Source organism: Amycolatopsis sp. NBRC 101858, assembly GCF_030269325.1.
In the GTDB taxonomy this organism is placed as follows: domain Bacteria; phylum Actinomycetota; class Actinomycetes; order Mycobacteriales; family Pseudonocardiaceae; genus Amycolatopsis; species Amycolatopsis ponsaeliensis.
Genome location: NZ_BSTD01000006.1, coordinates 774,632 through 788,355, shown reverse-complemented (window position 1 = coordinate 788,355; position 13,724 = coordinate 774,632). Strand labels below are relative to the sequence as shown.

Annotated in this window: 17 protein-coding genes; 10 read left to right on the top strand and 7 right to left on the bottom strand. The window is 70.9% G+C overall.

What is annotated here, in order from left to right; all coding sequences use genetic code 11:
* Positions 1 to 57: 57 nt before the first annotated feature.
* Genes hisD through QSK39_RS42875 form a run of 4 tightly spaced genes read left to right on the top strand, consistent with a single transcriptional unit; the run spans position 58 to position 3,231 of the window.
* The gene (gene hisD / locus QSK39_RS42890) at positions 58 to 1,383 is read left to right on the top strand and encodes a histidinol dehydrogenase (RefSeq protein ID WP_285483522.1); all 1,326 of its coding nucleotides are present in this window, start codon (positions 58 to 60) and stop codon (positions 1,381 to 1,383) included.
* Positions 1,380 to 2,480, top strand: a complete 1,101-nt coding sequence (locus QSK39_RS42885) for a histidinol-phosphate transaminase (RefSeq protein ID WP_285483521.1) — start codon at positions 1,380 to 1,382, stop codon at positions 2,478 to 2,480. Before hisD ends, QSK39_RS42885 begins: the two co-directional genes overlap by 4 nt.
* A complete protein-coding gene (gene hisB / locus QSK39_RS42880) occupies positions 2,477 to 3,076 on the top strand; it encodes an imidazoleglycerol-phosphate dehydratase HisB (protein ID WP_285483520.1) in 600 nt (199 codons plus the stop codon). The genes QSK39_RS42885 and hisB overlap by 4 nt, the downstream gene beginning before the upstream one ends.
* Complete coding sequence (locus QSK39_RS42875; protein WP_285483519.1) at positions 3,073 to 3,231, top strand: CG2302 family histidine operon protein; 159 nt, start codon at positions 3,073 to 3,075, stop codon at positions 3,229 to 3,231. The genes hisB and QSK39_RS42875 overlap by 4 nt, the downstream gene beginning before the upstream one ends.
* Before the next feature lie 12 nt (positions 3,232 to 3,243).
* Here the strand turns inward: QSK39_RS42875 and QSK39_RS42870 are convergent, their stop codons facing one another.
* Positions 3,244 to 3,717, bottom strand: coding sequence for a hypothetical protein (locus QSK39_RS42870; RefSeq protein WP_285483518.1), 474 nt, complete (start codon positions 3,715 to 3,717; stop codon positions 3,244 to 3,246).
* Between the two features lie 94 nt (positions 3,718 to 3,811).
* Entirely contained in the window at positions 3,812 to 6,007 is a 2,196-nt protein-coding gene (locus QSK39_RS42865; protein WP_285483517.1) for an MMPL family transporter, read from the bottom strand.
* 205 nt (positions 6,008 to 6,212) lie between these two features.
* Here QSK39_RS42865 and QSK39_RS42860 point away from each other — a divergent pair, with 205 nt between their 5' ends.
* Complete coding sequence (locus QSK39_RS42860; RefSeq protein ID WP_285483516.1) at positions 6,213 to 6,806, top strand: TetR/AcrR family transcriptional regulator; 594 nt, start codon at positions 6,213 to 6,215, stop codon at positions 6,804 to 6,806.
* 279 nt (positions 6,807 to 7,085) lie between these two features.
* Here QSK39_RS42860 and QSK39_RS42855 read toward each other — a convergent pair whose 3' ends face one another.
* Both QSK39_RS42855 and soxR read right to left on the bottom strand, forming a co-directional pair.
* Entirely contained in the window at positions 7,086 to 7,619 is a 534-nt protein-coding gene (locus tag QSK39_RS42855; protein ID WP_285483515.1) for an RNA 2'-phosphotransferase, read from the bottom strand.
* 33 nt (positions 7,620 to 7,652) lie between these two features.
* Positions 7,653 to 8,114: a redox-sensitive transcriptional activator SoxR gene (gene soxR / locus QSK39_RS42850; RefSeq protein ID WP_284740995.1), complete on the bottom strand. Its 462-nt coding sequence runs from the start codon at positions 8,112 to 8,114 to the stop codon at positions 7,653 to 7,655.
* Between the two features lie 52 nt (positions 8,115 to 8,166).
* On the opposite strand from soxR, the gene QSK39_RS42845 reads away from it, so the two are divergent.
* From QSK39_RS42845 to QSK39_RS42830, 4 genes are all read left to right on the top strand, one after another.
* Positions 8,167 to 8,856 carry a thiamine pyrophosphate-binding protein gene (locus QSK39_RS42845; RefSeq protein WP_285483514.1) on the top strand — a complete coding sequence of 230 codons (690 nt, stop codon included), beginning with the start codon at positions 8,167 to 8,169 and terminating at the stop codon, positions 8,854 to 8,856.
* Positions 8,856 to 9,746, top strand: a complete 891-nt coding sequence (locus QSK39_RS42840) for a transketolase family protein (protein ID WP_285483646.1) — start codon at positions 8,856 to 8,858, stop codon at positions 9,744 to 9,746. Before QSK39_RS42845 ends, QSK39_RS42840 begins: the two co-directional genes overlap by 1 nt.
* A gap of 71 nt (positions 9,747 to 9,817) precedes the next feature.
* Positions 9,818 to 10,288, top strand: coding sequence for a nitroreductase/quinone reductase family protein (locus QSK39_RS42835; RefSeq protein ID WP_285483513.1), 471 nt, complete (start codon positions 9,818 to 9,820; stop codon positions 10,286 to 10,288).
* A 10-nt stretch (positions 10,289 to 10,298) separates the two neighbouring features.
* Entirely contained in the window at positions 10,299 to 10,727 is a 429-nt protein-coding gene (locus tag QSK39_RS42830; protein WP_285483512.1) for an NUDIX hydrolase, read from the top strand.
* Here QSK39_RS42830 and QSK39_RS42825 read toward each other — a convergent pair.
* Genes QSK39_RS42825 through QSK39_RS42815 form a run of 3 tightly spaced genes read right to left on the bottom strand, consistent with a single transcriptional unit; the run spans position 10,713 to position 12,690 of the window.
* Positions 10,713 to 11,255, bottom strand: a complete 543-nt coding sequence (locus tag QSK39_RS42825; protein WP_285483511.1) for an NIPSNAP family protein — start codon at positions 11,253 to 11,255, stop codon at positions 10,713 to 10,715. The genes QSK39_RS42830 and QSK39_RS42825 overlap by 15 nt on opposite strands.
* Positions 11,256 to 11,292: 37 nt before the next feature.
* Complete coding sequence (locus tag QSK39_RS42820; protein WP_285483510.1) at positions 11,293 to 12,465, bottom strand: acyl-CoA dehydrogenase family protein; 1,173 nt, start codon at positions 12,463 to 12,465, stop codon at positions 11,293 to 11,295.
* Positions 12,466 to 12,513: 48 nt separating this feature from the next.
* Positions 12,514 to 12,690: a hypothetical protein gene (locus QSK39_RS42815; RefSeq protein ID WP_285483509.1), complete on the bottom strand. Its 177-nt coding sequence runs from the start codon at positions 12,688 to 12,690 to the stop codon at positions 12,514 to 12,516.
* A 170-nt stretch (positions 12,691 to 12,860) separates the two neighbouring features.
* On the opposite strand from QSK39_RS42815, the gene QSK39_RS42810 reads away from it, so the two are divergent.
* Entirely contained in the window at positions 12,861 to 13,715 is an 855-nt protein-coding gene (locus QSK39_RS42810; RefSeq protein ID WP_285483508.1) for a hypothetical protein, read from the top strand.
* Positions 13,716 to 13,724 lie beyond the last annotated feature (9 nt).

Below are 13,724 nucleotides of genomic sequence, written 5' to 3'. Positions count from 1 at the left end.
CCGTCACCGGGGAGTATCGCTGAAAACCCGCTCGGCGTGACCTCGTACCCTGGGGGCATGTTGAACCGCACCGACCTGCGCGGGCAGGTCCCGACCGCCGCCGAACTGCGCGCCACGCTGCCGCGTGCCGAATACGACGTGGACGCGGCGCTGCACCACGTGCGCCCGGTGGTCGAGGCGGTCCGCGACCGCGGTGTCGAAGCGGTCCTCGAGTACACCGAGAAGTTCGACAAGGTCCGCCCGGCGTCGGTGCGGGTGCCGCGCGCTTCGTTGACGCAGGCTCTGCAGCAGCTGGACCCGGCCGTGCGCGCCGCGCTGGAGGAGTCGATCGCCCGGGCCCGCAAGGTGCACGCCGAGCAGCGCCGCACCGACGTCACGACCACCGTCGTCGACGGCGGCACGGTCACCGAGAAGTGGGTGCCGGTCGAGCGCGTCGGGCTCTACGCCCCGGGCGGGCTGGCCGTGTACCCCTCGACCGTGGTGATGAACGTCGTCCCGGCGCAGATCGCCGGCGTCGGCTCGCTGGTCGTCTGCTCGCCGCCGCAGGCCGCGTTCGACGGCCTGCCGCACCCGACCATCCTCGCCGCGGCCGAGCTCCTCGGCGTCGACGAGGTGTGGGCGGCCGGCGGCGCGCAGGCCGTCGCGCTGCTGGCGTACGGCGGCACGGACACCGACGGCGCCGAGCTCGCCCCGGTCGACGTCGTCACCGGGCCGGGCAACATCTACCTCACCGCGGCCAAGCGGCTCCTGCGCGGCCTGATCGGCATCGACGCCGAGGCCGGCCCCACCGAGATCGCGATCCTCGCCGACGAGACGGCCGACCCGGTGCACGTCGCCGCCGACCTGATCAGCCAGGCCGAGCACGACCCGCTGGCGGCGAGCGTGCTGGTGACGACTTCGGTCGAGCTGGCCGACGCCGTCGACAAGGACCTGGTGAACCGCGTCGCGGCGACCAAGCACTCCGAGCGCGTCGCCGAAGCGCTGGGCGGCAAGCAGTCCGGCGTCATCCTGGTGTCCACAGTGGACGACGGGCTGCGCGTCGTCGACGCCTACGCCGCCGAGCACCTGGAGATCCAGACGGCCGACGCGCGCGCGGTCGCCGCCCGGGTCCGCAACGCGGGCGCGATCTTCGTCGGCGCGTACGCCCCGGTGTCGCTCGGCGACTACTGCGCCGGGTCCAACCACGTCCTGCCCACCGGCGGGTTCGCCCGCCACTCCTCGGGCCTGTCCGTGCAGAGCTTCCTCAAGGGCATCCACGTCGTGGACTACAGCGAGGACGCGCTGCGCGAGGTCGCCGGCCGCGTCGTCGCGCTGGCCGACGCCGAGGACCTGCCCGCACACGGCGAGGCCGTCGCCGCGCGCTTCGGAGGTTCGGTCCGATGACCATCGGCGAAGAAGTCACCCTGGAGCAGCTGCCGCTGCGGGACGACCTGCGCGGCAAGACCCCGTACGGCGCGCCGCAGCTCGACGTCCCGGTCCGGCTCAACACCAACGAGAACCCGTACCCGCCGCCGCCCGAGCTGGTCGCGGACGTGGCCGAGGCAGTCCGTCTCGAGGCTGCGGAACTGCACCGCTACCCCGACCGTGACGCCGTGGCGCTGCGGCAGGACCTGGCCGACTACCTGAGCGTGTCGACGCGGGTGGTGCTGTCGGAGGCGAACGTCTGGGCCGCCAACGGGTCCAACGAGGTGCTGCAGCAGATCCTGCAGGCGTTCGGCGGTCCCGGGCGCAGCGCGCTCGGCTTCGAGCCGTCGTACTCGATGCACCCGATCATCGCGTCGGGCACGCGCACCGAGTGGGTCCCGGCACCGCGCCGCGCGGACTTCACGCTCGACACGGCCGCGGCGGCCGTGCTCATTGCGGAAAAGCGGCCGGACATCGTGTTCGTCACCAGCCCGAACAACCCGACGGGCGGCTCGATCCCGCTCGACGAGCTGCGCGCGATCCTGGACGCGGCCACCGGCATCGTGGTCGTCGACGAGGCGTACGCGGAGTTTTCGTCGCAGCCGAGCGCGGTCGGGCTGCTGGCCGACTACCCGGCTTCGTTGATCGTCTCCCGCACCATGAGCAAGGCGTTCGCCTTCGCGGGCGGGCGGCTGGGCTACCTGGCGGCGGCCCCGGCGGTCGTCGACGCGCTGCAGCTGGTGCGGCTGCCGTACCACCTCTCGCGGCTCACGCAGGCGGCGGCGCGGGCGGCACTGCGGCACGCGGACGCCACTTTGGACAGTGTGCACAAGCTGGCGGCGGAACGCGACCGCGTCGTGGAGGCGTTGGCGGGGCTGGGTTACGACCCGGTGCCGAGCGACTCGAACTTCGTCCTCTTCGGACGGTTCAGCGACCCGCACGCGGCTTGGCAGTCCTATTTGGACAAGGGTGTGCTGATCCGCGAGCCCGGCATCGACGGACACCTGCGCGTCAGCATCGGCACGCCGGAAGAGAACGACGCCTTCCTCGAGGCGAGTAAGGAAGTTTCCCGATGACCCGCATCGGCAAGGTCGAACGGACCACCAAGGAGTCCTCGATCTCCGTGCAGCTGGACCTCGACGGCACGGGCGAGGTGGAGATCTCGACGGGCGTGCCGTTCTACGACCACATGCTGACGGCGTTCGGCGTCCACGGTTCCCTGGACCTCAAGGTCGAGGCGACCGGCGACACCCACATCGACGCGCACCACACGGTGGAGGACACGGCGATCGTGCTGGGGCAGGCGATCCGCCAGGCCCTGGGCGACAAGAGCGGCATCCGCCGCTTCGGCGACGCGTGGATCCCGATGGACGAAACCCTGGCCCACGCGGCGATCGACGTGTCGGGGCGCCCGTACTGCGTGCACGTGGGCGAGCCGGAGCAGTTCAACGCGTTCACGATCGGCGGCAACTACCCGTTCGTGCTGACGCGCCACGTGTTCGACTCGCTGTCGTTCCACGCGCAGATCGCGTTGCACGTGCGGGTGATCCACGGCCGCGACCCGCACCACATCGCGGAGGCGGAGTACAAGGCGGTGGCCCGGGCGTTGCGCGCGGCAACGGAGCCGGACCCGCGCGCGGGCGGCATTCCTTCCACGAAGGGCGTTCTGTGAGCAAGGAAGTCGTCGGAGTCCTGCTGCTGGCCCTCGGAGGCTTCCTGGTGGGCGGGGTGTATTCGACCTGGAAGACGGCCAAGTTCATGGCGGGAGTGCTCGGAGTCGCGGCCCTGCTCGCCATCGGCGGCGCGGTCTTCTGGTTCGCCAGCTGACTTCGGGCCCGTTCACGCCACCGGGACGTGCCCACCGCCGGCCAGGGCCGCGGCGAGATCGGCGTGTGTGGACGCGCTGGTCGCGAAGCGGCCCTGGACGACCCGGACGAAGGACCCGTCCAGCGGGAAGACGAGCACGAACTTGGCCCCGTCGGTCCCGCGCCCGACGAGCCCCTTCTTCAGGTTGCCGAGGAATTCGATGATGTCGCGTTCGATCTCCTCGGCGAATTCGCGGTGCGCGTCTCGCGAGATGTCGTAGAGGTCGGTGTCGATGTCGTAGGTGGCGCGCCGACCGGTGACCGGTTCCCACGCTTCGAACTGCAGCCCGAGCCAGCGCCGCTCGACGAGCACGGTCGCCCGCCACGTCACTCCGCCGAGCTGCCACTTCGACCCCGTGCCGGTGTCCTCGGTGACCACCTGCCACGCAGTGGCTGCCCGGAGGTCGCGAAGAAAGTCCAGGAGCCGGTGGCCCGGGTCGGACGTCATGTCCGCATCACCCCCTCGAACCACCTTCTCGGAAAGCCCCCAGCGAGTACACGGAGAAGGCCCCCTCGGGTGAGGGGGCCTTCTCCGTGTTCGTTCAGCGGCTCGCGCCGACCAGCTCTCGCTCGTCGTCGTCCGGCGCAGCGTCCAGGTGCTTCGTCAGCTTCTCGCCCTCGACGTCGACGTCCGGCAGGATCCGGTCCAGCCACTTCGGCAGCCACCACGCGCCGCGGCCGAGCAGGGACATCACCGCCGGCACCAGCGTCATGCGGACCACGAACGCGTCCACCAGCACGCCGAACGCCAGCGCGAAGCCGATCGACTGGATCAGCGTCGACTCCGCCAGCACGAACCCGGCGAACACGCTGATCATGATCAACGCCGCCGCGACAACCACGCGCGCGCCGTGGCGGAAGCCCGTCACCATCGCCTCCTGGGGCTCCGCGCCGTGGACGTGCTCCTCGCGCATCCGCGTCACCAGGAACACCTGGTAGTCCATCGCGAGTCCGAAGAGGACACCGATGAGCAGGATCGGCAGCATGCTCATGATCGGCCCGGTCGACTCGACGCCGAGCAGATCCGTCAGCCAGCCCCACTGGAACACCGCGACCACCGCGCCGAACGTCGCCGCGACCGAGCCGAGGAAGCCGATCGTCGCCTTCAGCGGCACCACGACCGAGCGGAACACCAGCATCAGCAGGATGAACGCCAGCCCGACGATCAGGCCGAGGTAGGGCAGCATCGCGTCGGACAGCTTCTCCGAGACGTCGATGTTCGCCGCGGTCTGCCCGGTGACGGCCAGCTTCGCGCCGGTCGCGTTCTCCAGCACGCCGGACTCGGCGCGGATCGCGGCGACCAGGTCTTCGGTCCGGGTACTGCTCGGCCCGCTCTGGGGGATCACCGTCAGCAACGCCGTGTCCCCGGTCTGGTTGACCCGCGCCGGGGTGACGGCGGCGACGTCGGGCAGCTTCTGGATGTCGGCCGCAGCCTGGCCGAGCGCGGCCTGGCGGTTGGTGCTCGCGCCGGTGTCGACGACGACCAGCAGCGGCCCGTTCGAGCCCTCGCCGAAGCTGCGGCTGGCGATCTCGTACGCCTTGTGCTGCGTGGACTCCGGTGCGGCGGTGGCGTCGTTGGGCAGGCCGAGCTGCATGCCGAGGGCGGGCAGCGCGACGACGGCCATCCCGGCCACCGCGACGAGCAGCACCGGCCACCGGTGGCGCGCGACGAACCGCGCCCAGCGCTCGCCGTGCGTCGTTTCGACCGGCTTGCGGCGCAGGCGGATCCGCTCGCCGGCGACCCGGGCGCCGGCGAAGCCGAGGATCGCGGGCAGCAGCGTCAGGGCGATGACCACGGCGACCGCGACGGTCACGGCCGCGGCGACACCCATCTGGCCGAGGAACGGGATGCCGATGACGGTCAGGCCGGCCAGCGCGATGATCACGGTCAGCCCGGCGAACACCACGGCCGAGCCGGCGGTGCCGGTGGCGCGGCCCGCGGCTTCTTCGGGGTCGCGGCCGAGGCTGAGTTCGTGCCGGTAGCGCGACACGATGAACAGCGCGTAGTCGATGCCGACGGCGAGCCCGATCATCAGCGCCAGGATCGGCGTGTTCGAGTTCAGCTCGAGGAACCCGGAAGCGAGGAAGATGCCGCCCATCCCGGTGCCGACGCCGATCAACGCGGTGAGCAGCGGGATCCCGGCGGCGATCAGCGAGCCGAAGGTGATGATCAGCACGACGGCGGCGACCGCGACACCCAGGCCCTCGGTCGCGCCGGTTTCGGGGATGCCCTGCACGGCGTCGCCGCCGAACTCGACGGTGAACCCGGCGTCGCGAGTGGCGTTCGCGGCGTCGAGCAGCGCCTGGCGGTCACTGTCGGTGAGTTCGTACGCCTTCGCGCCGTAGCTGACCTGGGCGAGGGCGACACGCTTGTCGGGGGAGATCGACTGCGCCTGGAACGGGTCCACGACGACCGCGACCTTCGGCGCCGTCTTCAGCTGCCCGACCAGGGACTCGACGGCGGCCTTGCCCTTCGCGTCGGTCACGGAGGTGCCGGCGGGCGCCTCGATGACGACGCGTGCGGTGGCGCCCCCGGCGTTGGCCTGCGGGAACTTCGCGGTCAGCTGGTCGATCGCCCGCTGCGACTCGGTGCCGGGGATCGTCACCGAGTTCGACAGCTGGCCGGACAGCGTGAGGGCGCCCAGCCCGAGCGCCACGAGGACGGCCGCCCAGACGGCGGCGACCAGCGCCCGCCGTCGGAAGGACAACCGGCCGAGCCGGTACAGGAAGGTCGCCACGCGTCAGCTCCGTTTCCCCCGGACGGGGTCGGTTCACTCGATCTGGTTGTTGCCCAAGCTAGCCGATCGGCAAGGGGAGTTCCAAGCCGATCGGCAAGTATGTGACTTGCCGAACAGCAAGGTTTGCCCCAGCCGATCGGCTAGTGGACGGTTTGCCGATCGACAGGGAGTGACGTACGCTCCGACGGCTCGCTGAGGAGGAAGAATGACCGCCGGCCCGGCCGAGGACACCCGGTCCCGACTGCTGCAGACCGCGTTGCGGCTGTTCACCGAACACGGTGTCGAGGGCACGTCGCTGCAGATGATCGCCGACGCGCTCGGGGTCACGAAGGCGGCGGTCTACTACCACTTCAAGACGAAGGCGGAGATCACCGAGGCGGTGGCCGAGCCGGGCGTCCGCGACCTGGACGACCTCGTGCGCCGCGCGGCCGCGCAGAAGCGCCGGGGCGCGCAGGTGGACCTGCTGCTGGAGGGGTTCGTCGACCTGGTCATCCGGCACCGCGCACTGGTGGCGCTGTTTTCGAGCGACCCGGGCATCGCCCGCGCGATCGAGAAGTCGGCCCACGGCGGCATGGAGGGCTTCGGCCAGGCGCTGCTGGGCATCCTGTCGGGCCCCGACCCGGACGCGACGACCCGGGTCAACGCATTGGTGACGTTGACGGGCATCGCGATGGCCGGCGGTTCCCCGGACCTGGCCCGCCTGGGCGACGAAGAGCTGCGCACGGAACTGCTGGACGTGGGCCGCCGCCTCCTGGGCCGCCCCCGCCGCCGCACGCTAACCCCAGTCCCAACCCCCTGACCCCACGCGCTACCCGCCGAATCACGGGCGATGCCCGCCCAATCACGCGAGCAGACTCTCTGGGTACGCGAGCCGACCGTCCAGGTACGCGGGCCGACCTTCTGCGTACGCGGGCCGACGGTTCAGGTACGCGCGTCGTCCGGCTGGGTGCGCGAGTTGTCCGGCTGGGTACGTGAGCCGACCTTCTGGGTACGCGAGCCGACCGTCCAGGTACGTGAGCCGACCGGCCAGGTACGCGTGTCGTCCCTCTGGGTACGCGAGTCCGCTGCTGCTTGTGCCTCAGCCGATGCGGTTGAGGTACTCCGGGGGCACCGACTCCGTCAGCCACACGCCGTTCGCGCTCACCTGGAACGTGTGGCCCGCCGCCGTCATCGCTGCCGCGTCCACTCTGAGGACCACCGGCTTTCCGCGGCGGGCGCCGACCTTCCTTGCCGTGTCGACTGTTGCCGACAGGTGGACCGCGTGGCGGTTCATCGGGCGCAGCCCCTCGTGGAAGATCGGGTCGAGGAACTTCGCCACCGTTCCGTGGAACAGGACCTCCGGCGGGGTCGCGTCCGCCAGGCCGAGGTCGACCGGAACGCTGTGGCCCTGGCTCGCGCGGATCCGGGTGCCGGTCTCGTCGAACGCGAACCGGCGCTTGTTGTTCGTCTCGACTACTTCGTCGAGCTGTTCGCGGGTGATCTTCAGCGCACGCACCAAGGCATCGACCTCGACCCAGCCGTCGGGCGCGAGGGTGAGGCCGATGGCTGCGGGATCGTGGCGCAGGTGCAGCGAAAGCCGCTTGGAGATGCGGGTCAATTCTTTCTCGTTCATTTCCTCCCCAGGATCCCCCTGCGAGCAAGCGATTTAGATGCCGCCCTCGACTGCCGGGCGCAGTTTGCTCGCTCCCGGCCCGAAGCGCGCCAGCTCGTCGTCGTTGTTGTACAACGCGCAGCTGCGCAGCGACAAGCACCCGCAGCCGACGCAGCCGGTGAGCCGGTCGCGAAGCCTTTGCAGGGCGTCGATCCGCGCGTCGAGCTCGTGCTGCCAGTCGCGGGACAGCCGCGCCCAGTCGGCCTTCGTCGGCGCGTGGTCGGCCGGCAGCGACGCCAGCGCCGAGCTGATGTCCTCCAGGGAGAGCCCGACCCGTTGCGCCGCGCGGATGAACGCGATCCGCCGCAGCACCGAACGCGGGTAGCGGCGCTGGTTGCCCGCCGATCGCTCCGAGCTGATCAGCCCCTTCTCCTCGTAGAACCGCAGTGCCGTGTGCGGCACCCCGCTGCGGTCCGCCACCTGTCCGATGCTGAGATGTTCAGCTAGCCTCGTCACCAGCTCAGGCTATCCTTGACTTCTAGTTTAGTCGAGGTTGCATCGTCGGAGCATGACCACTGCGACCGAACCGGGCTACGCCGAGCTCCCGCGCCTGATCTCGCTGATGACCGGCGACGACAAGCACCACGCCGCCGCGGAGTCCACTGTGGACGTCCTGTGGGTGCTCTACGACCGCGTGCTCGACGTCACGCCGGCGAACTTCCGCGACCCCGAGCGAGACCGGTTCCTGCTGTCCAAAGGACACGGCCCGATGGCGTACTACGCCGTGCTCACCGTGAAGGGCTTTCTCGACGAGGCCGAACTGCCGACGTGGTCCAACGCGCTGTCCCGCCTCGGCCACCACCCGGACCGCCGCCGCGTCCCCGGCGTCGAGATCTCCAGCGGCTCCCTCGGCCACGGCCTCCCGATCGCGCTCGGCACGGCGCTGGGCCTGCGCGCCCGCGGGCTGCCGTCGAAAGTCGTGACGCTGATCGGCGACGCCGAGCTGGACGAGGGCTCGAACCACGAAGCGATCGTCGTCGCGGCGCGGTTCGGCCTGGAAAACCTGACGACGGTGGTGATCGACAACCGGTCGTCGACGCGCGGCTGGCCGGGAGGCATCGCCCGCCGCTTCGACGTCGAGGGCTGGGAGACGCGCACGGTGTCCGGCCGCGACCACGACGCGCTGCACGAGGCGTTCACCACCCCGCACCCGGGACGGCCGCTGGCGGTCGTCGCGGTTGTCGAACCGAAGGGCTGATTTCCGTGAGGGAAACGTTTTTGCGGACGACCGAAGAGATCCTGGACGCCGACCCGGACGTGGCGGTCGTGCTGGCCGACATCTCGGCGGCCCAGCTGGCCGGCGCCGCGCACCGGCACCCGGACCGGGTGATCAACGTGGGGATCCGCGAGCAGCTGCTGGTCAGCACGGGCGCGGGCCTGGCGCTGGCGGGGCTGCGGCCGATCGTGCACACGTTCGCGTCGTTCCTGGTGGAGCGCGCGTTCGAGCAGGTCAAGCTGGACTTCTCGCACCAGGAGGTGGGCGGGGTCCTGGTGTCCTACGGCGCGTCGTACGACATGCCGACCGCGGGCCGGACGCACCAGTCGCCGGGTGACGTCGCGCTGATGGACTCGCTGCCGGGCTGGACGGTCCACGTTCCCGGCCACGCCGCCGAAGCCCGCCGGTTGCTGCTGGAGTCCGTTCCCGGCGACGGGCGCGTCTACCTGCGGCTTTCGGCGCAGGTGAACGCGTCGCCGCATCTCGGTGTCGGGTTCACCCGGCTGCGGTCCGGGTCGGCGGGCGTGGTCGTGGCGGTGGGGCCGGTGCTGGACCGGGTGCTGCGCGCGTGTGCGGACCTGGACGTCACGGTGCTGTACGCGTCGACGATCCGGCCGTTCGATTCCGCCGGCCTTCGCTCGGCCGTGCTGGCCGCGTCCGGCTCGGTCGTCCTCGTGGAGCCCTACCTGGCCGGGACTTCGGCGTTCTGGGTGTCGGAGGCGCTGGCGGACCTGCCGCACCGGTTGCGGTCCCTGGGGGTCCGGCGGGACGCGGAGGTCCGGACCTACGGCGGGATCGCCGACCACGATCTGGCGCACGGGCTGGACGCGGGGTCGTTGCGGCTGTCGATCCGGGATTTCCTGGGGGAGTAGGCGCCGAGGCCGATTCCTTCCGCGGGCGCGGGCGGTCTGCATCGGGTGAGAGCGAGAGACGAAGGAGCGCCATGTCCACCGTGCCATCCGACGAGGACTTCCGGACCTACAACCAAGGCGTGATCAGCGAATTCCGCGCCCGGCACGGCGCGGTCAGCCGACCTCCGTTCCCGATCCTGCTGCTGACCACGACCGGGGCGCGCACCGGACGCCGGACGACCGTGCCGCTCGGCTTCGGCGTGGACGACCGCGGCCGCGTCTTCGTCGTCGGATCCAAGGCGGGCGCCCCGGAGCATCCGGCCTGGTTCCACAACCTGCGAGCCGACCCGGCCGTGACGGTCGAGCTCGGCGACGGCTCCTACCAGGCCCGCGCCGCCGTGACGGCGGGTGAGGAACGCGACCGCCTGTACCGCCTGGTTTCCGACGGCACCTCCGCCTACGAGCAGAACACCGACCGGACGTTCCCGGTGATCGTCCTCGACGGCGTTCCGGCCCCGGCTCGGCCGTCTCGGGGTCGTGCTCCGGGAGGCGAACCCCGCTAGCGTGGGCGGTATGGGGTCCAGCATCCGGCCGATCGCGCTCGGCCTGCTCCGGCGGCGCGAGCAGATCCTCGTCTTCGAAGGCCACGACGACGTCAAAGGCGAGACCTACTACCGGCCGCTCGGGGGCGGGGTCGAGTTCGGCGAGCACAGCGCAGCCGCCCTCGTGCGCGAGTTCCGCGAGGAGCTCGACGCCGAGGTCGTCGTCAAGGAACGGGTGGGGGTGCTCGAGAACGTCTTCACCTGGCGCGGCAACCCCGGGCACGAGATCGCCTTCGTCTACGAAGCCGCCTTCGTCGACGCCGGCATCTACGCCCGGGACGAGATGAAGATCCTCGACGACCCGGCCACCGCGCGGTGGGTCGACCTCCAGGAGTTCCGCGACGGCACCAAGATCCTCTACCCCCACGGGCTCACCGAGCTGCTTTCAACGGAGCAATGAGCGCGAAGTCGCCGCCAACCGCTCGCTCGACGGCGAAGCCTCGCGACTGAACCACACCGACACCGGGCCGCCGGTGTGGACCGGAAGCTGGGGGAAGGTGTTCTCCGACGGCTCGGTCTCGAACGCCGCGAACGCGGCGGCCGGGGGCGCCGAAGCGGGGGAAACCGTCAGGAACACCTCCGATCCCGGCGGCGGGGACGCCAGGCCGCGAAGGACCGGACGCAGCAGGTGCACGTCGTCCGAGTCGACCATCGTCGCGTTCGCCGCGTCGCGGTGCGCCTTCCACACCGGCCCGAAGTAGAACTCCTCCAGCGCCGCCTTGCGCTCGGCGAGCGACCGGAAACCCCGCAGCCACAGGAACTCGTCCGGCGCCGAAGGCACCCGGAACAACCCGAACAAGTGCGCCCCCGCGGCCTCTTGAGGCTCGACGAACTCGCGCTCGAACAGCTCGATCAGCTCGTCGCGCCGACCCGGGTGCAGCGTGTAGCGGCGCAGTTCCAGCACCGTCTCGAAAGAAGAAAAGTCCACGAACCGGAAGCTACCGGCTGCCACCGACAAAAACGGATCAGCGGAACGCCGCCAGCCCTGTCACGGCCTGGCCCAGCGACAGCGCGTGCATCTCCTCGGTGCCCTCGTACGTCAGCACCGTCTCGAGGTTCGCCATGTGGCGCATCACCGGGTACTCCAGGGAAATCCCGTTCGCGCCCAGCATCGAGCGGGCCGTGCGCGCCGCGTCCAGCGCCGAGCGGACGTTCGCCATCTTCCCGAAGCTCACGTGGTTGTGGTGCAGCGTCCCGGCGTCCTTGAGCCGCCCGATCTGCAGCGCCACCAGCCCGGCCCGGTTGACCTCGACCAGCAGGTCGGCGAGCTTGCGCTGCGTCAGCTGGAACCCCGCCAGCGGCTTGCCGAACTGCGACCGCGACAGCGTGTACTCCAGCGCCGCCTCGTAGCAGGCACGAGCCGCGCCGACGACGCCGAACAGGATCCCGTAGCGGGCTTCGTTCAGGCACGACAGCGGCCCGCGCAAGCCCCGGACCTCGGGGAACGCCGCGGAATCGGGGAGCCGGACGCCGTCCAGGACCAGCTCCGCCGTCAGCGACGCCCGCAGCGACAGCTTGTGCTTGACCTCGTTGGCCGTGAACCCCGGGGTGGACGTCGGGACGACGAAGCCGCGGATCCCGTCGTCGGTCTGGGCCCAGACGACCGCGACGTCGGCGACCGTTCCGTTGGTGATCCACATCTTCGTGCCCGAGAGCACCCAGTCCGACCCGTCGCGCACCGCCCGCGTCCGCATCGAGCCCGGGTCGCTGCCCGCGTCCGGCTCGGTCAGCCCGAAGCAGCCCAGCGCGTCACCGGTGGCCATCCGCGGCAGCCACTCCTGCCGCTGCTCCTCGCTGCCCCACTTGTGGATCGCGTACATCGCCAGCGAACCCTGCACCGACACGAAGCTGCGCAGCCCCGAGTCGACGGCTTCCAGCTCACGGCACGCGATGCCGTACGCGACCGCGCTCGTGCCGGCGCAGCCGTAGCCCTCCAGGTGCATGCCCAGCAGCCCCAGCGAACCGAAGCCCTTGGCCAGCTCGGCAGCCGGCAGCGCGCCCGATTCGTACCAGTCCGCGACGTGGTCCAGCAGGTGGTCCTTCGCGTACGCGCGGACGGCGTCGCGGATGGCGCGTTCCTCTTCGGCGAGCCCGGCGTCGAGGTCGAGGAAGTCGTGCGGATCAGGGGTGCGGCTCATGAGGGCTCCCGGGGGACGCGTCGATGCGGCCCCCGCAGGAAACCACAGTCAGGCGTCTGTCCTCCGCGTGGCGTTCGTCACGCGGGCAGCAGACGCGGACGGTGTGCAGCGCGGCCGGATCTGCTGACGGGGGATCAGCAGCTCGCTGAACTGGGGGAACGGCACGCTCTCGATGTCGTCACGCCAGGCGTGCAGCATCTGGGACAGCAAGTCGTCCTCAGTCATCTTCGCCTCCTGGCGTCCGGTCGTGCCGGGGTCAGCCCACACGATCGGATGACTTGGTACCCGGTGGCCGGGAGCCTCAAACGTCCTTCTCCAAGATTCTTCCGGCCGGTGACCCCGCCGTGGCAGAATCGCGTCGCCGCCGCCAAGGCCTCTACTCCCGAGGAGCGCACATGCGCGCGGCCAGTCTGCTCGCCCTCACCACCACCGCCCTGCTCGCGACCACCGGCGTCGCCACGGCGCACGAAAACCCCTGGCGCCAGGTCGGGCACACGACCGCCGAGAACCGGGTCAGCGGCGAGGGCGTCACCACGCTGCGCCTGCCCGGCCACACCCCCGAGATCGTCTACCGCAACGGCGCCACCATCCCGCAGCCGCTCAAGGACGAGGGCTGGGGCCACGTCGGCGACCCGGACTCGCTGCGCGGCTACGTCTTCGACGTCTACCAGGACACCGTCAGCCCCACTCCGACGACGAAGATGTACCTGGTCACCAAGCCCGACGGCACCACGACGGAGTTCGTCCACCCGCTCCAGGCCGACGAACCCGCGCCCAACGCCAACGCCCAGGTCGCGGCCACCCCGGACGGCCAGTGGCTGGTCTCCGGCCCGCTCGGCGAGATCGACCGCCTCTACGTCTCCGCGACGCCGTTCCTCAACCCCCGCGGCCCGAAGCAGGCCGGCGACCTGCCTGTCGCCGCCCGCATCCACCTCGACCACCACATCCGCAGCGCCCAGGGCTGCGACTTCGTCAGCCCGACGCGGCTGATCTGCGCGACGAGCGACCCGTACAACGACCTGTACCCGACGAACCTGCAGCTCCTGCAGATCGACCTCCCGCGGCCGGTCAACGGCCACGACGTCACCGCGAAGGTGCGCGAAATCGGCCAGGTCCCGCTGGTCAGCACGTGCACCGGCACCTTCACCCCGGAAGGCGTCGACTACGACGCCGGCGTGCTGCGCGTGGAGGTCGTGCCGCCGGCGCCGTGCAACACGGTGACCGACGTGTATTCGTTCGAGCGCCGCTGAGCCCTCCGG